Raw genomic sequence first — 18,541 nt, forward strand, 5'->3', positions numbered from 1 at the left:
GCTCGCTTCCTGCAAGACCATCACCAACAACTGGCAACCGCTGGTTGAAAAAGAAAAAAACAGGTGAACCCTATGCCAAGCGATCACTCCGGCAGCGTGCCGGCCGGTTCTTCCGTCGATTTCGAAAAAGTCGGCAGCGACTACTTCCAACAACGTGAATTGAAAAAAGGCGCAGCAGGCTGGGTGTTGCTGGTCGGCCTAGGTGTTGCCTACGTAATTTCCGGCGACTACGCCGGCTGGAACTTTGGCTTGGCCCAAGGCGGCTGGGGTGGCATGTTCCTCGCCACCTTGCTGATGGCCACCATGTACCTGTGCATGTGTTTCTCTCTGGCTGAACTGTCCTCCATGATCCCCACCGCCGGTGGTGGTTACGGCTTTGCCCGCAGCGCCTTTGGGCCCTGGGGTGGCTTTCTGACCGGCACGGCGATCCTGATTGAATACGCCATCGCTCCGGCGGCCATCGCCGTGTTCATCGGCGCCTATTGCCAATCATTGTTCGGAATTGGCGGCTGGATGATCTACCTGGCCTTCTACATCATCTTTATCGGCATCCACATTTTCGGGGTCGGTGAAGCGTTGAAGCTGATGTTCATCATCACCGCTATCGCCGCCATTGCACTGGGCGTGTTCCTGGTCGCGATGGTGCCGCACTTTGATGTGAATAACCTGTTCGACATTGCCCAGACCGACGCTGTGGGCGCCAGCAGTTTCCTGCCGTTCGGTTACGTTGGAGTGTGGGCCGCGATCCCTTACGCGATCTGGTTCTTCCTCGCAGTCGAAGGCGTACCGCTGGCTGCCGAAGAAACCAAAAACCCCAAGCGCGACCTGCCTCGCGGCCTGATCGGCGCCATGTTGGTGCTGCTGGCCTTCGCCCTGCTGATTCTGGTGGTTGGCCCCGGCGGCGCAGGTGCCGATGCACTGAAAAGCTCGGGCAACCCGCTGGTTGAAGCACTGGCCAAAGCCTATGGCGGCTCTACCTGGATGGGTGGTTTCGTCAACCTGGTGGGCCTGGCGGGGCTGATCGCCAGTTTCTTCTCGATCATCTACGCCTACTCGCGGCAGATTTTCGCCTTGTCACGGGCCGGCTACCTGCCGCGCAAACTCTCAGAAACCAACAAGAGCAAAGCACCGGTGCTGGCCTTGGTGATTCCCGGAATCATCGGTTTTGTCTTGTCGTTGACCGGCCAGGGCGACCTGCTGATCCTGGTTGCGGTGTTCGGCGCTACGCTGTCTTATGTACTGATGATGGCCGCGCACATCACCCTGCGCATCAAACGCCCCAAAATGGAGCGCCCATACCGCACACCGGGCGGGATCTTCACTTCGGGTGTGGCCTTGGTGCTGGCTTGCCTGGCCGTCGTCGCCGGTTTCCTGGTAGACCCACGGGTGGTTATTGGTGCTGCGATCATCTATGGCGTACTGATTGCCTACTTTGCGTTCTACAGCCGCCACCACTTGGTAGCGGGCACACCGGAAGAAGAGTTCGCCGCGATCCAAAAGGCCGAAGAGGCCCTGCACTGATCAACGCCACCTGCGCCGCAGGCCCGGCCTGCGGCGTTCTGGAGATTCTGTATGGCAAGTTTTGTACACACGGCAGGTCACCAGACTTACCGTTTTGAAAGCCTCAAGGAAGTAATGGCCAAGGCCAGCCCGGCCCGCTCGGGCGATTTTCTCGCTGGGGTGGCAGCCAGCAACGACGGTGAACGGGTCGCCGCACAGATGGCCCTGGCCGACATCCCCCTCAAGCACTTCCTCAACGAAGCCCTGATTCCCTACGAAGCCGATGAAGTTACCCGGCTGATCATCGACACCCACGACGCCGCCGCCTTTGCTCCCGTCAGCCACCTGACCGTGGGCGGGTTGCGTGACTGGCTGCTCAGCGATCAGGCTGATGAGGCCGCTTTACGTGCGCTGGCACCCGGTCTCACCCCGGAGATGGCCGCAGCCGTGTCAAAAATCATGCGTGTGCAAGACTTAGTGCTCGTCGCGCAAAAAATCCGTGTAGTCACCCGCTTTCGCGGCACCATGGGCCTGCGTGGGCGCCTCTCTACACGCTTGCAACCCAACCACCCGACTGACGAACCGGCCGGTATTGCCGCCAGCATTCTTGACGGCCTGCTGTATGGCAACGGCGATGCCATGATCGGTATCAACCCGGCCACCGACAGCATCGCCTCAATCTGCGCGCTGCTGGAAATGCTCGACGCCATCATCCAGCGCTACGACATTCCCACCCAGGCTTGCGTGCTCACCCACGTCACCACCTCGATCGAAGCGATCAACCGTGGTGTGCCGCTGGACCTGGTATTCCAATCGATTGCCGGCACCGAAGCGGCCAACGCCAGCTTTGGTATCAATCTGAACGTGTTGAAAGAAGGTTACGAAGCGGGCTTGAGCCTCAATCGCGGCACCCTCGGGCAAAACCTGATGTACTTCGAAACCGGCCAGGGCAGTGCACTCTCGGCCAACGCCCATCACGGCGTAGACCAACAAACCTGCGAAACCCGCGCATACGCTGTGGCCCGGCACTTCAAACCGTTTCTGGTCAACACCGTGGTCGGCTTCATCGGCCCGGAGTACTTGTACAACGGCAAGCAAATCATCCGTGCCGGCCTTGAAGACCACTTCTGCGGCAAACTGCTCGGCGTGCCGATGGGCTGTGACATTTGCTACACCAACCATGCCGAAGCCGACCAGGACGACATGGACATGCTCCTGACCCTGCTCGGTGTGGCTGGGATCAACTTCATCATGGGCATCCCAGGCTCCGACGACATCATGCTCAATTACCAGACCACGTCGTTCCACGATGCCCTCTATGCCCGCCAGACCCTGGGCCTGAAACCGGCGCCGGAGTTCGAAGCCTGGCTGGCACGCACCGGGATTTTCACCCAGGCCGATGGCCGCGTGCGCTTCGGTGACAACTTGCCACCGGCGTTTCGCCAGGCCCTGGCACAACTGGGATAAGCGAGGTGATCATGGACAAGACCCCCGACAACAGCAGCAACCCTTGGCTGGAACTGCGCCGCCTGACCCCGGCGCGCATTGCCTTGGGCCGCACCGGCACCAGCCTGCCCACCAGTGCTCAGCTGGACTTCCAGTTCGCCCATGCACAGGCCCGAGATGCCGTGCATCTGGCCTTTGACCACCAAGGGTTGCGCGCCCAGTTGGACGAACGCCAGCAGCAAAGCCTGCTGCTACACAGCGCCGCTGCCGACCGTCACAGCTACCTGCAACGCCCAGACCTGGGCCGTCGGCTGCACCCGGACTCGGCTCGACAGTTACGCGAACATGCCGCAGCCAATCCAGGCGGTATAGACCTGGCCATCGTGGTTGCCGATGGCCTTTCCGCCTTAGCTGTACACCGCCATACCTTGCCGTTTCTGGCCCGCTTTGAAGAACAGTCGGCTGCCGAAGGTTGGTCGAAGTCACCCGTCATTCTGGTGGAGCAAGGGCGCGTCGCAGTAGCCGACGAAGTCGGCGAATTGCTCGGGGCAAAAATGACCGTGATCCTCATTGGTGAGCGCCCCGGCCTGAGTTCTCCAGACAGCCTGGGCCTGTATTTCACCTACAACCCTAAGGTCGGCCTGACCGACGCCTACCGCAACTGCATCTCCAACGTCCGCCTTGAAGGGCTCAGTTATGGCATGGCCGCCCACCGTTTGTTGTACCTGATGCGCGAGGCGTGCCGGCGGCAGCTGTCCGGGGTCAACCTCAAAGATGAAGCGCAAGTGCACACGCTGGAGTCCGCAGCAGACGCGCCAAACAAAGGAAACTTCTTGCTAAGTAAATCCTGAACCGGCATCGGTTTCGTAGATTGCACTTTCTAATTGCCTTCAGGCAGCATCACCCGAGGCTGCCGGCGATTCGCCGCACACTTCCATGGACCCTGAGGCCTGCTTATGCGAATCATCAAAGCAACCCTGGAACATCTGGACCTGCTTGCCCCACTGTTCGTCCGTTACCGCGAGTTCTACGGGCAACTGCCCTACCCCGACTCATCCCGCAACTTCTTGCAAAAGCGCCTGGAGCGTGGCGAATCGATCATCTACCTGGCGCTGCCAGACGATGACGACAGCAAGTTGCTTGGCTTTTGCCAGCTCTACCCCAGTTTCTCGTCGCTGTCGCTCAAACGTGTCTGGATCCTCAACGACATCTTTGTAGCCGAAGACTCCCGCCGCATGCTGGTTGCCGACCACCTCATGCGCGAAGCCAAGAAAATGGCCAAAGAAACCAACGCCGTGCGCATGCGGGTGTCTACCAGCAGCAACAACGAAGTGGCGATGAAAACCTACGAATCCATGGGCTTTCGTGAGGACACCGAGTTCAAGAGCTACATCCTGCCCATCAACTCAGATTGACCCACCACCCTGTGGGAGCGGGCTTGCCCCGCGATTGCGGCATACCTGACACACCGCAATCGCTGGGTAAGCCCGCTCCCACAAGGTTGTGTTCGCCCCTGCCTGTTTTAGAAATCCGTCGCTACAAACTGCGCAGGCACATTCTTGTCGTCTCCGTATAATGCGCCCTCCAAAAATGTGTGACACTTTACCCATCTCTCGGGTAACGGCTGCTCGCATTCGCACTGCCAGTCATCGCATGCCCCTCTACCGGGTCAAAGAACACAGGTGCTGTACATGGATTTCAACCCGCTGGACCTCATTCTGCATCTCGACACCTACCTCGATTTGCTGGTCAACAACTATGGCCCTTGGATTTACGCAATCCTGTTCCTGGTGATCTTCTGCGAGACCGGCCTGGTGGTAATGCCGTTCCTGCCGGGCGATTCGCTGCTGTTCATTGCCGGTGCGGTAGCGGCTGGCGGCGGCATGGACCCTGTGCTGCTCGGTGGCCTGTTGATGGCTGCGGCGATACTCGGCGACAGCACCAACTACGTGGTGGGCCGAACGGCGGGAGAACGGTTGTTCCGCAATCCCAACTCGAAGATCTTCCGTCGCGACTACCTGCAGCAAACCCACGACTTTTACGAGCGTCATGGCGGTAAAACCGTCACCCTGGCGCGCTTCCTGCCGATCCTGCGGACCTTCGCACCGTTCGTCGCCGGCATCGCGAAGATGCATTACCCACGTTTTCTCGCCTTCAGCGTCGCCGGCACCGTGCTGTGGGTCGGAGGCCTTGTGACCCTTGGCTACTTCTTCGGCAATGTCCCGTTCATCAAGCAGAACCTGTCGCTGATGATCGTCGCGATCATCCTGCTGTCGCTGGTACCGATGATCATTGGCGTGGTGCGCAGCCGTATGCACCGCACCGCCAAGGTCCACTAAGTTCGGGTCATGTGGTCGCTGAGCGCCTGGCGCCGACGCCGCACCCTGGCCCGCCACCCCGTCGACCCGCAGCGCTGGCAGCGGGTTCGCGAGCGTCTGCCGATGCTCGACGGCCTGAGCGCCGACGAAGACCACTGGTTGCGCGAAGCCTGTGTGCTGTTTCTGCATGACAAACACCTGAGCGCCCTGCCCGGTGTTGAGCTGGACGGTGAGCAGCGCCTGTTTCTTGCCGCCCAGGCCCAGTTGCCGCTGCTGCATCTGGGTGAGCTGAACTGGTATCAGGGCTTCCACGAAATCGTGCTGTACCCCGACGACTTCCTCAGCCCTCAGCGCCACCGTGACGCCAGCGGCGTGGAACACGAATGGAATGGCGAACACAGTGGCGAAGCCTGGCAGCAAGGCCCGGTGATTCTGGCCTGGCCCGGCGTATTGGCCAGCGGCGGCTGGGAGGGCTACAACCTGGTCATTCACGAACTGGCGCACAAACTCGACATGCTCAATGGCGACGCCAACGGTCTGCCGCCGCTGCACAATGACATGCGCGTGAGTGACTGGGCCAAGGCCATGCAAGAGGCCTACGACGACCTCAATCGTCAGCTCGACCGCGACCCGGACGCCGAGACCGCCATCGATCCGTACGCGGCAGAAAACCCCGCAGAATTTTTCGCTGTGACCAGCGAATACTTCTTCAGCGCCCCCGACCTGCTCAATGAAGCCTACCCTGCGGTATACCAACAACTGCGCGGCTTCTACCGCCAGGACCCGCTGGCCCGCCTGCAGCATTTGCAGCACAACCACCCGCATTACCAGCAGACACAAGGCTGACACACCAGACATCCGGGTGGGCGTGGCAAGCACAGCGGAATGTGCCTATAATCGCGACCAATTTTTGGCCAAACATGGGGGCACTGCCCAATGAGCTACAGCAAGATTCCGGCTGGCAAAGACCTGCCGAACGACATCTACGTCGCCATCGAAATTCCAGCCAACCACGCCCCGATCAAATACGAGATCGACAAAGACAGCGACTGCCTGTTCGTTGACCGTTTCATGGCCACCCCAATGTTCTACCCGGCCAACTACGGTTACATCCCGAACACCCTGGCTGACGACGGTGATCCGCTGGACGTGCTGGTTGTTACCCCTTACCCGGTTGCCCCAGGCTCGGTGATCCGCGCTCGCCCGGTCGGCATCCTGAACATGACCGACGACGGCGGCGGCGACGCTAAAGTTGTTGCCGTACCGCACGACAAACTGTCGCAGCTGTACGTCGACGTCAAAGAATACACCGACCTTCCAGCACTGCTGATTCAGCAGATCGAGCACTTCTTCGAGAACTACAAAGATCTGGAGAAAGGCAAGTGGGTCAAGATCGAAGGCTGGGAAGGCGCTGACGCCGCCCGTGCTGCGATCACCAAATCGGTTGCTGCCTACAAAGGCTAAGCGACCCAAAACAAGAAGCCCCGCACTTGCGGGGCTTTTTGTTTTCAGCGGGCTGCTGGAGCCCTTGCGTTATGCCTGTTCGAAACGCTGTTGCAGCAAGTGACGCGCCGCGCCAGCGTTCAGGTAGCTACCGATCAAGTCGGCGAGTTCCTGAGCTTTGAGCGCTTTGCCATTGCGACAGAACTGCGTCAACTGCAACTGAATCCAGCGTTTTTTCTTGAACACTTTGGCATTCGGGGCAAAGAACGACCGCGAAGCCAACTCCGGCAATGGCGCGCCGTCTTCAAGTTGGATATTCAGAATCACGCCCTGACCGGTCTGCAAACCGAAGTCGGCAATGTGTTGAATCGGCAATGGTGCTTTGAAGTTGCTGAAAACCAGATGGTCCGGGGTAAGCAGCAAGGCCGTTTTGTCGGAGCGGGCACGCATGCGCAACGCAAACGGCAATATGCACGCCACCGTGAAAATCAAAACGCCGGTAGTCACGATCAAAATACGCGGGAATTTCTCTCCCGCCGTCGAAGACAAGAACGGTATGGTCATTACACCAAGTGCGGCAAGTGTGAGCACCGCGCAAAAGACCAGCAACAGCAAACCACGCAGCTGCGAACCTTCATGCAAGCTGACATTGCCGCTGACCTTGCTGGCATGATCACGTAACTCTTCGACCGCTGCGGCATCCTGGGCCATATAGTGGTTGATGTAATCCTGGGTAATGCGCGTGCGCAACGCCTGCGGGTCGGCAAAGTAGCGATCCAGCGCAGCGCAGGCCTGCCCTGCATCCAGGGCACGGGTGCCGCTACGGACGGCATCATCGACGGCAACCTGCAATGCGGCTACGCGTTCGCCGTTCGAGGGGTGAGTGTCTGAAGGGTGCGGCAACTGTGTCGCCATTTCCTCTTCCGGCAGACTCAACGGTTGCCCCGCCAACTCCTGGGTGACACAAGTCGGCAAGTCGGCAACCGGCGGATGCTCGGGCGTCTGTTGGACCGCGCTGGCGATATGCGTGTGCATCCGCTCCAACAGCACAGGGTCGATGGCGGAGATACGCACCAATGCCGACGCCATTGCCAGGTTGCCCGCCAATTGTGCGCCTGCAGCGTCGGCTTCCAGTTCGCGCACACGACTCCAGTGATTGACGGCGTGGTCAAAGCTCTCCATGAAGTAGACGCCCAGCATGAATGCCGGGCGCAGGATCGTGCGCTGCAGCATATCGCTGGCCAGCATGGTTTCGGCAATCACCCCCAGGCTGCGGCCGATTCCATCGTAAATCGGTACGAAGCGCAGGCTGTACTCGGTGTCGGCACCGGCGAAGTGCGCCAGTTCATGGCCAATGACCGCATCGATCTCACCCGTGTCGAGCAGCCCCAGGTACATCAACGGCACATGCAAGGTACGGCCCTGCAGCGTGCTGCCGGCGGGCAGCAGTTCGACGTCGCTGGAGGTGACGTAAAAGCCCTCGGACATGCCTAATACGATGTGGTCGGGTGCCAACGCACCGAGGCGACCGGCTAGCTCACGCACATGTGCCCAAAGCACAGGCGCTTGTGCTTCGCTAACGCCCTGCCCCAGCACCGGCATGGCGGTAGGCTCGAACATGTGCAGCATGACCCGCAATTGCTTGGCCATTTGCCACATTGAATACAGGCAGCCCGCCATGATCAAAAGCGCGACCAGCATCAATTTGATTTCGCCGGTGTTCATTTTCCCCGCGTGCCAGATCCCCAGGCCTTCGAAGGCGAGAATCGAGGCAACCGCAGCGCCCATCAAAATGATATGCCCCACAAGCACGTAAGGCAGAATCCGACTGACGCGGGTGAACGTGTGTAGCAATCGCTCACGAGAATGCAGGGCGCGCGTCCCCGCCCAGTTCAACCCCCACATACCGATTCCGCCGACCAGCGCGGCGAGCAGCCCCAAGGCAATCACCGCCTTGGCCAGCCAGCTCTTCAATTCACCCAGAGGTATCAGCGTATTGATGTCATTTTTGGCGGTGCTCAACCGGGACAAGGCCAGACTGGCGGAAAGGCGTTCTCCATCGATCTCGACCATAGGCGCTTGTGAGCCGCTCTGGGAGACCAGCGCTTCAAGTTCCGGAAGGATTTCGTTGATATTGGCTTGAATACTGACCAGTTCCGAATTGGTTTCGGTGCTGCGATTCAGTTCCCAGACGCCGAACAGGTTCAGACATAAAGGCAGCAAGATCAGTACTGCGATGAGCTTGTAAGTTTTCATAAGGCAGGCCCAAAGGTGCGTCGCCGCAGGCTATCCAAAGCGAGCACAAATTCCATTTTTACCAACCGCCCTAAAGGACGCTTGCGTGCAGGCGCAGCCCGTCTGAACGGACCATCTCGCGCTGACTGCCTTATACAGCGATATTCCTGAACAGGTAACCATCAATTGGCCATCAATCTGCCCCGATTTCAAAGAGTGTGCACCGGGTCGCACCTCACTCAGCCCCTCTGCAGGTCGGGCTGATTTGTTTGCCAGGAAATCTCTTACAGCAGCCTAGGAATTGCCTGTAAAACCAGAACATTTTCGGCCTTAAAAATGAACTTAGCGTTTATATCCCTCGCGGCCCTGGCCCACTAGACTCGGGACTTATGAATACGTCAGGTGATCGTCTCAAAACCCTGCTGATCGAGTGCAACCTCTCGCCTTCGGATTTTGCCGCACAGCGCAAGGTTACGCCGCAGCACGTCAATAACTGGTTCAAACGTGGCGTGCCCCTGGCCCGGCTCGACGAAATCGCCGAGTTGCTGTGTGTTCGCAGCAAATGGCTGCGCACCGGTGAAGGGCCCAAGCACCCGGCTCCGTTACCGCGCATTGATACAAGCCCGTGCAAACCCGGTCCAGAACCAACAGACCCAGGCCTGCTGGCCGCCAACACCGCCAACGACATTCAGTTGCCGTTCTACAACATGCAGTCCAGGCAACTGAAACCCATTGCCGAGCGTTACCTGCGCCTGCCCATTCGTGCCCTTGACGCCCTCGGCGTTGATCCGCGTCAGGCCTTGTGCCTGAGTATGCCCACCAGCAATATGAGCCCGCTGGTTCCGCGCGGCAGCACCCTGGCCGTCGACTGCAGCCTGACCGCTATCGTTGAAGGCGAAGTCTATGCCCTGCTGCACAACGGACGCTTGCGCATCAACAGCCTCAGCCAGCAACCCAACGGCAGCCTGCGCCTGCACAGCCACAATAGCGACGAACACCCCACCGAAACCTACAGCCCGGCACAGCTGAAAAACCAGAAGTTGAGCGTACTGGGTTGGGTGTTCTGGTGGAGCCATTTACGCGGCAGTCGCCCGGCTTGAGCGGTTGAAGTGCAATTATTGCTGGGCATTGGCCGCTATACCCAGTATGCTACGCCGCACATTTAGCCCCGGCTGCTTAGCACGCCAGCGGGCCTGGCGCGGCACACACTGCTTGCAGCCTCTCCCGGCCCCAGCGCCGGTCCAACGATTTTAAGATGGTTGCGGCTTACCATAAATTAGCCAAGCCCATCCCCTGGAAGCCGGCCACAAGCCGGCTTTTTAATGCCTGCCTGAAACCCAGCCAGTTTGCATCGGCTTTGTCATTTACTGTGGCGTTAAACGCTACAAAACCTGGACATTTACAGCCTGCGGACCAGCACTGGACTGCGTGATATCAAATTCGACTCGCTGCCCCTCTTCCAGCGCCCGGAAGCCGCCCGAGTTAATGGCTGAGAAATGCACGAATATGTCCACACTCGGCTCACCTTCCTCAATAATGACGCCAATCCCCTTTTCGCTGTCGAAGTGCTTAACGGTTCCAGTAGGCATCTTTCATCTCCTGACAAGTTAAATAAGGCTCGTCGTTGAACACGGATGCGCTCAACTGGAACTTATCGTCCTCCCACTCCCCCCCTCTGCCTACTGGCATTTTTATCAGGGTGGTCACCGCGCGCGCCGCGCTAGCACATTGACATCAACGCCCTCACCCTCGAGACTCCCACGGCCCGCTGAATGCCCTCTGAAGGCCACCTTTTTGGCCATTGCAGGCTTTGCCAAAATTTTTACCCCAAGACGCTAATGGATATGGAACGCAACATGAGAAATCTACTTGCAGTCTCTTTGGCCGCTGTTGTGCTGACAGGCTGCAGCGCCGAAATCGACAATGCGGAAGTTGTGACGCGAAACGGCCTGATCTACAAATACGGCGACACCGATCCTTTCAGTGGTCGCGTGGTTAACACACCAGCCGGCCTGCCTGGCATTTCCGCGCTGTGCAATTCGCAGATCGAAAAGGGGCGCTACAACGGTAAAAGCGAATGCTTTTATGATTCGCGCAAGGTGTACGAAGTTGAATACGAGGCTGGCAAAAAGAGCGGTGTAGAAACCGTGTACGACGCCAAGTCGGGCGCTAAAGTTTCTGTCAAACACTGGAAGAACGGTCGCCAGGACGGGGTTACCGAGGAATACCAGAACGGTGTGCTGACGTATCAGCAGGCGTTCAAAGATGGCCAGCCTGATGGCAAGGAAACCCGCTGGACCGCCGACGGCAGCAAGTTGATCACTGAACTTACCTGGAGCAACGGCCAGAAGTTCAGCGGCTTTGAAACCGACTCCAACGGCAAGCAGAGCTATGCCAACGGCCAACTGCATGGCGCGCAAATCGGTTATGGCTACTTCGCCGGAACGGTGAAGCAGTACGTAGCAGCAGAGGGCAACTACAACGACGGCAAGCTGGACGGGGTGCAGAAGCAGTACAAAAACATTCTGCACACCGAAATCGTGCAGCAAGAATCCGAAGTGATCTACCAGAACGGTACTGCCATTTCCGGCTGGTTCCGGCAGTTCAGTACGCCAGACGGAAAGGTACTGCAAGAAATCAAGTTGGTGCGTACTCAAGAAGCCGAAGACGAAGATTTCCACAGCGGCTATCCGGGCAACCTGGTGCCTGACGGCGTGATCCAGTCGTACAACGCTCAAACCGGCCAGCTAGAAGGCGAAGAACGCTGGGCCAATGGTGTGCGAGAGTCCGCATCGTCGCTGCTGAGTACAGCTGCTGTGGTGTCTGCCGAAACGTGCCTGGACTCCTGGGTCACCGCCTACCGTAACGAAGTGGGTGAAGATGCCATGGTCACCAGCGGGCAAATCGGCGAATGGGAAGACTGGTGCGCTGAAGGCAAGATGCCTTAACCGGCACTCACCGCGCCGATCCATAGCGAGGGCAGCTTGAACGCTGCCTTCGCTGGGTCATCTCAACCCTTGACGCACACCACCTGGCGCAAGGTATGTACCACTTCCACCAGTTCCCGCTGGGCCTGCATCACCGCATCGATGTCTTTGTAGGCCATGGGAATCTCATCGATCACGTCCTTGTCTTTACGACATTCCACATGCGCTGTAGCACGTACTTGATCCTGCACGGTGAACTGCTTTTTCGCCTGAGTGCGACTCATGGTTCGCCCGGCGCCGTGGCTGCAAGAGCAGAATGATTCCTCGTTGCCCAAGCCGCGCACGATAAAACTCTTCGCGCCCATTGAGCCGGGAATGATGCCGAGCTGGCCTTTCTGCGCTGATACCGCCCCCTTGCGCGTCACCAGAATATCGTGACCAAAGTGGCGCTCGCGTTGTACGTAGTTGTGGTGGCAGTTGACGGCTTCAAGGTCCGCTTCAAATGGTCGACCAAGCACCTGACGAGCCGCACTGATCACCGCCTGCATCATCAAGGCGCGGTTCTGCCGGGCGAAGTCCTGAGCCCACTCCACCGCTTCGACGTAGTCGGCAAAATGTCGGCTGCCTTCTTCGAAATAGGCCAGGTCTTTATCCGGCAGGTTGGCGATGTGTTGGCGCATGTCGGCCTGGGCCAGCTCAATGAACAGGTTACCGATGGCGTTGCCGACGCCACGCGATCCGCTGTGCAACATGAACCAGACCCGGTCGGCTTCGTCCAGGCACACCTCGATGAAATGGTTGCCGCCGCCCAAGGTGCCAAGGTGATGACGGTTGTTGGTTTTTTCCAACCGCGGGTACTTGCCGGTGATGGCCTTGAAGCGCCCGGCCAACGCCTTCCAGGCATGGTCTGCCTGCGTCGGGACGTTATCCCAGGCACCCTGGTCGTGACGGCCGAAGGTCTTGCCGTGGGGCACGGCGTGTTCGATGGCGCTACGCAGGCGGTGCAGGTTGTCTGGCAGGTCGCGGGCAAACAACGAGGTACGGGCAGCGATCATGCCGCAGCCAATATCCACCCCAACCGCTGCCGGAATAATCGCGCCGAGGGTGGGGATGACGCTGCCGATGGTCGAGCCTTTGCCCAAGTGCACATCCGGCATCACCGCCAGGTGTTTGAAGATGAACGGCATCTTCGCCGTATTAATCAGTTGCCGACGAGCCTCGTCTTCGACTGGAACACCTTGGGTCCAGAGTTTGATGGGCTTGCCACCGACCACTTCAAGCAGGTTCATGTCCCACCTCTGGCTAGACAGTCGCGTTTTTACACGCCGATACATAATGCGTTCGAGAAAATTTACAGTACATCAGACAGCGACTAAGGTGTATTCAGAGGGCCGAATCGCGGTTGGCAGCATGTCAACCGACACTTGCTGAGCAGGTGCTTTCGGGCATCTGGATCGGCCTCTTTTGAGGGCCGGGTAGACAACTCCATGGGGCCCCGCAAGCCAACCCGGAGTTGTCCCCGCCTCTCCTTTTCCTGCTCTTACTGCAAATTCAGCTGCGTACGCAGATAGTCGTACAGCCCGGCGGCGCTCTTGCGATAGCCGTCTGCGCTCAGGTGCACCAGGTCCCCCCGCGCCAACCCTTGCGCCTGCCAGGCAGCAATCGAGCAGGGCCCGCCCATGTATGCCTGCCAGTCCCAGAACAGGGCATTGGCCTGTCTGGCTGCCTCACGCTGAATACGCACCACTGCCGCCAATGGCTGCGGTTGGCGCGCTGCACAGCTTTGCGCTTTACGGTGCTTGATCGAATCAGGCGGGCCGATGATCAACAGCACTGCACGCGGCAGATCGCGACGCAGGCGCTCAAGGGTTTGCTCAAGCTGCGCTTGGTACAAGTTCAGGTCTAGCGTGTCATCGAAGGCTTCATTGGTGCCGTACGCGAGGATCACCAAGTCTGGACGCAGCGATTTCAGCGTGGATTCCCAACCGGGCTGCCATTTGTTCTGTACGTCCAGGCGAGCGCCATTGATGCCCAGTGCCGAGTAAATGACACCAGCATTCTTCTGCCCTTGCAGGTACCAGCCACCGAGCACCGTACCGGGGCGGCTGTCGAGGGTCAGGTCCAGCGGCAAGCCAAGGTTGTTGACCATCGGGCCGAAGCGCCATTGCCCGGCGGTGGCCGCCAGCAGTCGGCGGTTCTGGCTGCGGCTGTCGCTCAGCAGCAGGGAGGTGCTTTCACGGGCCTGGTACAAGGCCGACACTCGGTAGCGTTGCGTGCTCGGTTCTCGCGCCTCAATCCGCACGCTTGGCTTTGCCGCCAACGGCACCGACAGATAACCACCCAGGGGAAACTGCGTACTTTGCTGGTTACGCGCCGACACCAGCTCCCACTGGCGCTTGGCGGTCTTGAGAATGACCTGCTCATAACGCGTGCCGGGCACGGGCGTAGCCGACACCAGGCCGATGCCGCCGTCGCCATACTGCGCTTGCAGCAAGCGGCGCATCTCGCCGCTGAACAGGTCGGCAGCGGTGTGGGAATCACCGAACTGGACGATGGTCACCGGCGCACGGTTGGCCGCCTTTAACTTGCCGGCCAGCACCGCCAGGTTGCCATTACCTTGAGTGACCGGCCCCCTGGCAGGCGTAGTGACTGGCTTGCCTGCGGTGTTGACCGCCGCCACCGGGCTACAGCCCGGCAACAGCAGGATCAGCAGGGCAAGCCCGAGAATATTGTGCAGTCGACGCATCAGTGTCCCGTTACAGTGAGGCCCGGGAAAGCAATCATCGACAGTATCTGTTCGGCGATCAGCTTCTGCCCGGTAATGGTGAAATGGATGCCGTCATCGACCCGAGTCTTGACCCGTTTGCCCTGGCTGTTCTGCAAGGTGTAGGAAAACGTGTCGTCCTTGTAACCTAGCACCGGGTTGGCCGAGAGGTAGTGTTGCTGGTACAGGCCAACCTGCTCCTGGTACAAGCCGCTGAGGTAGGCCATGGCGCTGGACAGTCGCGGTTTCTGCATATTCGGAGGCCCGACCCAGATCACTTGCACCTGGTGCTCACGAGCCTTTTCGAGGATTGCATCGATGCGCTGACGGTAGGCGGCTTCCCAGTCTGGTGATTTGAACCGCAGGAACGGTTTGCCTTTTCCCTGGGGCATGTCCCACGGATCGTTGGGGCCGAGGAAGATCACCATCAAGCGAATGTTGGGTGAGCTCTCCAGTGTGCGCGCCACGGTTTGCGGCCAGTTGAAAAATCCCGGGTACGCCAGCCCGGTGCTTTGCCGGCTGAGGTTGACGCTCTTGATCTGGTAGCGCTTGCGCAAGCTGTTGGACAAGTGCGGCGCAACGCCTTGCATCAACGAATCCCCCACCAGAAACACTTCGTCTCCTACTGCAAGGGAGACTACCGTTGCAGCGGGTACAGGTGAGCCAATGGCTGCGGCTGGCTTGCTCGCTGGCGCAGTGACCGCCGCCACTTTTGCAACAATTGGTTTGCTCGCTACAACAGGAGCGGGCGCCTTGGGGGCATCCAGAACAACCGGAACCACGGGGATCGGCGGCGGTAGCTCAACGGTTTCAACTTGGGCAACTGCCGTACGACTCTGGGTCAGGCTGTCGACAAAACTGTCACGCGCCGCGCCCAACGCTTCGGTGAGGTTGCCGCCCAGGCGCCAGGCCGGGCTTTGCCCGAGAACCGGCAGCTCGCAGCTTTGGTGGTATTTCTGCTGGCAGTAAAGGCTGATCGAGTCCTGGTTCAGCCATAACAGCAATAACGTGGTCAGCACTATGCCGTACAGCGCCCTGGCGGCCCCAAGGTGCGTGCGCAGCAGTTGCGCAGCGTTAGAAACTTGCATAGATAAACCCCGGCACGCCCGACTGCGAAGCAAAGATCACCAACGACACAAACACCCCGAGCGGAATCGGGTAGAACTGCCAGGGTAAGCGGGTTGAGGCGGCAAACATCGGGCGCACCAAGGCCAACAGCTGCGGATACACCGCGACATACGCGACGCACGCAAACAACAGCATGCCGGTGCCCGTGAACAGCCCGTTCAGGGTCAAGCTGCCTATCCCGGCGAGCATGTCCACGGCGTCACTCGGTGTTGCGCTGCGGAAAAAGATCCAGGCAAAGGCCACGTAATGGAAGGTCAACAGCCGTGCTGCCAGCCCAGCTCCAGGCCAGTGCATTGGCTGTGGCAGCACGTAGGTCGAAGCTTTGTACACCGCCAGCCCCACACCGTGCAGCGCGCCCCAAATGATGAAATTCAGGCTTGCGCCATGCCACAGGCCGGAAATCAGCATGGCCAGCAGCATGTTCAGGTTGCCACGCCATAACCCCCGGCGATTTCCTCCCAGCGGGATGTACACGTAGTCACGAATGAATAGCGACAGACTGATGTGCCAACGCGCCCAGAATTCCTTGAGGTTGTGTGCCGCATAGGGCGCATTGAAGTTATCCGGCAGACGAAAGCCCAGCAGCAGCGCGATTCCGGTGACCAGGTTGGTGTAGCCACTGAAGTTGAAATAGATCAGGAAGCTGTAGCCATAGACACTCAGCAACACCTGCTCCGGAGAGTATGCACCTGGCGTTTCGAACACCGGATCGACCCACTCGCTGGCCAGCCAGGCGCTGCAGAAAAACAACTTCACCACTGCCAGGGCGATCAGCCCCAGTGCCCGCTGCGGTTCCAGCACCTGACGCAGGACCTGCGGGCGTATCTGCGGCAGCATGTGTGCAGCGCGGTTGACCGGGCCGGCGATCAGGCTCGGGAAAAAGGCCAGATAAAGCGCCAGGTCCAGCAGGCTTGCCGACGGCAACTGCTGGCGATTGATCGACACCAGGTAGCTGACCGAGTGAAAGGTGTAGAACGACAGCCCGATTGGCACCAGCACTTCCAGCACCGGCAACGACACATCAAAGCCAGCGCTGGCCAGCGCGCCCTGCAGGCTGGCGACAAAAAATTCTTGGTACTTGAACAGGTAGAAGCAGCCCAGCACCAGCAGCAACACCAGCAAATAACTGAAGCGCCGCCCCGGATAGCGTTCGCCCAGCAGGCCAAGCAGGTAAACCAGTACGGTATAGCCCAACAGCACATACAGGGAGTTGAGGCTGAAACTCGCTACCAAGGCATAACTGGCTGCCAGCAGAAGTACGTTCTGAAGTCGAAAGCTCCAGCACAAACTCCAATAAATGACGAAAAACAGAATGAAGCTGAGGCCAAACTCAATCGAAAGGAAGCTCACAACGTAGTCCATTACGTGACGTCAGAGAGAAGAGGCTGTACCTGCGCGCAAGGCACAAGGTAAAGCGGTCGCGATTATGGCAGAGAGCTGCAGCCGCGAACAACGCGAGCCTTGCGGGAAAATCAAGGCTCAGCTGTCGGACTTTATGCAACAGAATGCGACGAAAGATCCGACCTATCGATTTGCTCCCCCCGCCCCGCTCTGCTAGTGTCGCGCCGTTTATACTGCCACCGAGACAGCCGCCATGGCCCGAAAAAAAGCCACTATTGATTTCGAGCAATCCCTTGCCGACCTACAAGCGTTGGTCGAGCGCCTGGAGAACGGTGAGCTGTCACTGGAAGACTCGCTGGCCGCCTTTGAACAAGGCATCAGCCTGACCCGCGACTGCCAGAGCGCGTTGGTGCAAGCCGAGCAGAAGGTTCAGGTCTTGCTGGAGCGCGATGGCGAACTGAAGGCAGAACCATTCGACGCGGAATCGGCAGAATGATCGCCCACTACCAAGCCAGCTCTCAGGCTCGGGTCGATGCAGCCCTTGAGCAGTTGTTCGTTGCGCCTTCGGTGGAGTTGACCCGCCTTTACGCCGCCATGCGCTACAGCGTGATGAACGGCGGCAAGCGGGTGCGCCCACTGCTGGCCTATGCCGCCTGCGAGGCCCTTGGGGCTACGCCTGAGCATGCCAATGGCGCCGCCTGTGCCGTCGAATTGATCCATGCCTATTCGCTGGTGCACGACGACCTGCCGGCCATGGACGACGACGACCTGCGCCGCGGCCAGCCGACCACGCATAAAGCTTTTGACGAAGCCTGCGCCATTCTTGCCGGCGACGGTTTACAGAGCCTGGCCTTCAACGCCCTGCTCGACCCACAACTGAGCCCGCAGGCCGATTCAATTCGTCTGGCCATGGTTCAAACCCTGGCCCAGGCGGCCGGGCCAGCTGGCATGGTGGGTGGTCAGGCCATCGACCTCGGTTCGGTGGGGGTGAAGCTGGATCAGACTGCGCTTGAGTTCATGCACCGGCACAAAACCGGCGCCCTGATTGAAGCCAGTGTCCGGCTCGGTGCCCTGGCCAGCGCCCGCGCCAGCCAGGCGCAGCTTGATGCCCTACAAACTTATGCGCAGGCCATTGGCCTGGCATTCCAGGTACAAGACGATATTCTCGATGTTGAGAGCGATACCGAAACCCTGGGCAAACGCCAGGGCGCCGATATCGCCCGCGACAAGCCAACCTACCCCGCCCTGCTCGGGTTGGAAGCCGCCAAGGTCTATGCTTTGGAATTGCGCGATCAAGCACTGGAGGCCCTGCGACCATTCGACGCAGCAGCCGAACCGCTGCGCGCCTTGGCACGTTATATCGTCGAGCGCCGTAACTAATCAGTGCAGCTATCGCGGGGCAAGCCCGCTCCTACGGCTACTGTGGGAGCGGGCTTGCC

Annotated in this window: 17 protein-coding genes; 11 read left to right on the top strand and 6 right to left on the bottom strand. The window is 59.3% G+C overall.

Going from position 1 to position 18,541, the window contains the following annotated elements:
* Window positions 1-72 precede the first annotated feature (72 nt).
* The 7 genes from eat to ppa all read left to right on the top strand — a co-directional run bounded on the left by eat (window position 73) and on the right by ppa (window position 6,728).
* A complete protein-coding gene (eat, locus tag E1573_RS02860) occupies window positions 73-1,521 on the top strand; it encodes an ethanolamine permease (protein WP_133210472.1) in 1,449 nt (482 codons plus the stop codon).
* Window positions 1,522-1,572: 51 nt separating this feature from the next.
* Window positions 1,573-2,967, top strand: coding sequence for an ethanolamine ammonia-lyase subunit EutB (locus E1573_RS02865; RefSeq protein WP_133210474.1), 1,395 nt, complete (start codon window positions 1,573-1,575; stop codon window positions 2,965-2,967).
* Between the two features lie 8 nt (window positions 2,968-2,975).
* Window positions 2,976-3,797, top strand: a complete 822-nt coding sequence (gene eutC, locus E1573_RS02870) for an ethanolamine ammonia-lyase subunit EutC (protein ID WP_165957291.1) — start codon at window positions 2,976-2,978, stop codon at window positions 3,795-3,797.
* Window positions 3,798-3,902: 105 nt separating this feature from the next.
* Window positions 3,903-4,361 (top strand): GNAT family N-acetyltransferase, encoded by a 459-nt coding sequence (locus E1573_RS02875; RefSeq protein WP_133210478.1) that lies wholly within the window; start codon window positions 3,903-3,905, stop codon window positions 4,359-4,361.
* Between the two features lie 276 nt (window positions 4,362-4,637).
* Window positions 4,638-5,285 (top strand): DedA family protein, encoded by a 648-nt coding sequence (locus E1573_RS02880; protein WP_133210480.1) that lies wholly within the window; start codon window positions 4,638-4,640, stop codon window positions 5,283-5,285.
* A 9-nt stretch (window positions 5,286-5,294) separates the two neighbouring features.
* Window positions 5,295-6,110 (top strand): zinc-dependent peptidase, encoded by an 816-nt coding sequence (locus E1573_RS02885; protein WP_133210482.1) that lies wholly within the window; start codon window positions 5,295-5,297, stop codon window positions 6,108-6,110.
* Between the two features lie 90 nt (window positions 6,111-6,200).
* Window positions 6,201-6,728, top strand: coding sequence for an inorganic diphosphatase (ppa, locus tag E1573_RS02890; protein WP_133210484.1), 528 nt, complete (start codon window positions 6,201-6,203; stop codon window positions 6,726-6,728).
* A gap of 69 nt (window positions 6,729-6,797) precedes the next feature.
* Here ppa and E1573_RS02895 read toward each other — a convergent pair whose 3' ends face one another.
* Window positions 6,798-8,963 carry a M48 family metallopeptidase gene (locus tag E1573_RS02895; protein ID WP_133210486.1) on the bottom strand — a complete coding sequence of 722 codons (2,166 nt, stop codon included), beginning with the start codon at window positions 8,961-8,963 and terminating at the stop codon, window positions 6,798-6,800.
* Window positions 8,964-9,331: 368 nt separating this feature from the next.
* On the opposite strand from E1573_RS02895, the gene E1573_RS02900 reads away from it, so the two are divergent.
* A complete protein-coding gene (locus E1573_RS02900) occupies window positions 9,332-10,042 on the top strand; it encodes an XRE family transcriptional regulator (protein ID WP_133210488.1) in 711 nt (236 codons plus the stop codon).
* A 282-nt stretch (window positions 10,043-10,324) separates the two neighbouring features.
* On the opposite strand, the gene E1573_RS02905 is transcribed toward E1573_RS02900, so the two are convergent.
* Entirely contained in the window at window positions 10,325-10,531 is a 207-nt protein-coding gene (locus E1573_RS02905) for a cold-shock protein (protein WP_133210490.1), read from the bottom strand.
* Window positions 10,532-10,798: 267 nt separating this feature from the next.
* Between E1573_RS02905 and E1573_RS02910 the strand changes: the two genes are divergently transcribed.
* Window positions 10,799-11,890, top strand: a complete 1,092-nt coding sequence (locus E1573_RS02910) for a toxin-antitoxin system YwqK family antitoxin (RefSeq protein ID WP_133210492.1) — start codon at window positions 10,799-10,801, stop codon at window positions 11,888-11,890.
* A gap of 62 nt (window positions 11,891-11,952) precedes the next feature.
* Here the strand turns inward: E1573_RS02910 and E1573_RS02915 are convergent, their stop codons facing one another.
* The 4 genes from E1573_RS02915 to E1573_RS02930 all read right to left on the bottom strand — a co-directional run bounded on the left by E1573_RS02915 (window position 11,953) and on the right by E1573_RS02930 (window position 17,111).
* Window positions 11,953-13,203 carry an RtcB family protein gene (locus E1573_RS02915; RefSeq protein WP_305955346.1) on the bottom strand — a complete coding sequence of 417 codons (1,251 nt, stop codon included), beginning with the start codon at window positions 13,201-13,203 and terminating at the stop codon, window positions 11,953-11,955.
* 206 nt (window positions 13,204-13,409) lie between these two features.
* Entirely contained in the window at window positions 13,410-14,615 is a 1,206-nt protein-coding gene (locus E1573_RS02920) for an SGNH/GDSL hydrolase family protein (RefSeq protein ID WP_133210496.1), read from the bottom strand.
* Window positions 14,615-15,721: an SGNH family hydrolase gene (locus E1573_RS02925; RefSeq protein WP_133210498.1), complete on the bottom strand. Its 1,107-nt coding sequence runs from the start codon at window positions 15,719-15,721 to the stop codon at window positions 14,615-14,617. Before E1573_RS02925 ends, E1573_RS02920 begins: the two co-directional genes overlap by 1 nt.
* Window positions 15,708-17,111, bottom strand: coding sequence for an MBOAT family protein (locus E1573_RS02930; RefSeq protein WP_256659468.1), 1,404 nt, complete (start codon window positions 17,109-17,111; stop codon window positions 15,708-15,710). The genes E1573_RS02925 and E1573_RS02930 overlap by 14 nt, the downstream gene beginning before the upstream one ends.
* Before the next feature lie 244 nt (window positions 17,112-17,355).
* Between E1573_RS02930 and E1573_RS02935 the strand changes: the two genes are divergently transcribed.
* Entirely contained in the window at window positions 17,356-17,598 is a 243-nt protein-coding gene (locus E1573_RS02935; protein ID WP_133210502.1) for an exodeoxyribonuclease VII small subunit, read from the top strand.
* On the top strand, window positions 17,595-18,482 hold the full coding sequence (ispA, locus tag E1573_RS02940) for a (2E,6E)-farnesyl diphosphate synthase (protein WP_133210504.1): 888 nt from the start codon (window positions 17,595-17,597) through the stop codon (window positions 18,480-18,482). The genes E1573_RS02935 and ispA overlap by 4 nt, the downstream gene beginning before the upstream one ends.
* The last annotated feature ends 59 nt before the right edge of the window (window positions 18,483-18,541 follow it).

This window comes from Pseudomonas sp. H9, assembly GCF_004353925.1.
Taxonomy (GTDB): domain Bacteria; phylum Pseudomonadota; class Gammaproteobacteria; order Pseudomonadales; family Pseudomonadaceae; genus Aquipseudomonas.

What these genes read in the sequence shown, in the direction of transcription:
- eat (WP_133210472.1), top strand. Translation starts at nt 73, where the DNA reads ATGCCAAGCGATCACTCCGGCAGCGTGCCGGCCGGTTCTTCCGTCGAT.
- E1573_RS02865 (WP_133210474.1), top strand. Translation starts at nt 1,573, where the DNA reads ATGGCAAGTTTTGTACACACGGCAGGTCACCAGACTTACCGTTTTGAA.
- E1573_RS02875 (WP_133210478.1), top strand. Translation starts at nt 3,903, where the DNA reads ATGCGAATCATCAAAGCAACCCTGGAACATCTGGACCTGCTTGCCCCA.
- E1573_RS02880 (WP_133210480.1), top strand. Translation starts at nt 4,638, where the DNA reads ATGGATTTCAACCCGCTGGACCTCATTCTGCATCTCGACACCTACCTC.
- E1573_RS02885 (WP_133210482.1), top strand. Translation starts at nt 5,295, where the DNA reads ATGTGGTCGCTGAGCGCCTGGCGCCGACGCCGCACCCTGGCCCGCCAC.
- ppa (WP_133210484.1), top strand. Translation starts at nt 6,201, where the DNA reads ATGAGCTACAGCAAGATTCCGGCTGGCAAAGACCTGCCGAACGACATC.
- E1573_RS02895 (WP_133210486.1), bottom strand. Translation starts at nt 8,963, where the DNA reads ATGAAAACTTACAAGCTCATCGCAGTACTGATCTTGCTGCCTTTATGT.
- E1573_RS02900 (WP_133210488.1), top strand. Translation starts at nt 9,332, where the DNA reads ATGAATACGTCAGGTGATCGTCTCAAAACCCTGCTGATCGAGTGCAAC.
- E1573_RS02905 (WP_133210490.1), bottom strand. Translation starts at nt 10,531, where the DNA reads ATGCCTACTGGAACCGTTAAGCACTTCGACAGCGAAAAGGGGATTGGC.
- E1573_RS02910 (WP_133210492.1), top strand. Translation starts at nt 10,799, where the DNA reads ATGAGAAATCTACTTGCAGTCTCTTTGGCCGCTGTTGTGCTGACAGGC.
- E1573_RS02915 (WP_305955346.1), bottom strand. Translation starts at nt 13,203, where the DNA reads ATGTATCGGCGTGTAAAAACGCGACTGTCTAGCCAGAGGTGGGACATG.
- E1573_RS02920 (WP_133210496.1), bottom strand. Translation starts at nt 14,615, where the DNA reads ATGCGTCGACTGCACAATATTCTCGGGCTTGCCCTGCTGATCCTGCTG.
- E1573_RS02925 (WP_133210498.1), bottom strand. Translation starts at nt 15,721, where the DNA reads ATGCAAGTTTCTAACGCTGCGCAACTGCTGCGCACGCACCTTGGGGCC.
- E1573_RS02935 (WP_133210502.1), top strand. Translation starts at nt 17,356, where the DNA reads ATGGCCCGAAAAAAAGCCACTATTGATTTCGAGCAATCCCTTGCCGAC.
- ispA (WP_133210504.1), top strand. Translation starts at nt 17,595, where the DNA reads ATGATCGCCCACTACCAAGCCAGCTCTCAGGCTCGGGTCGATGCAGCC.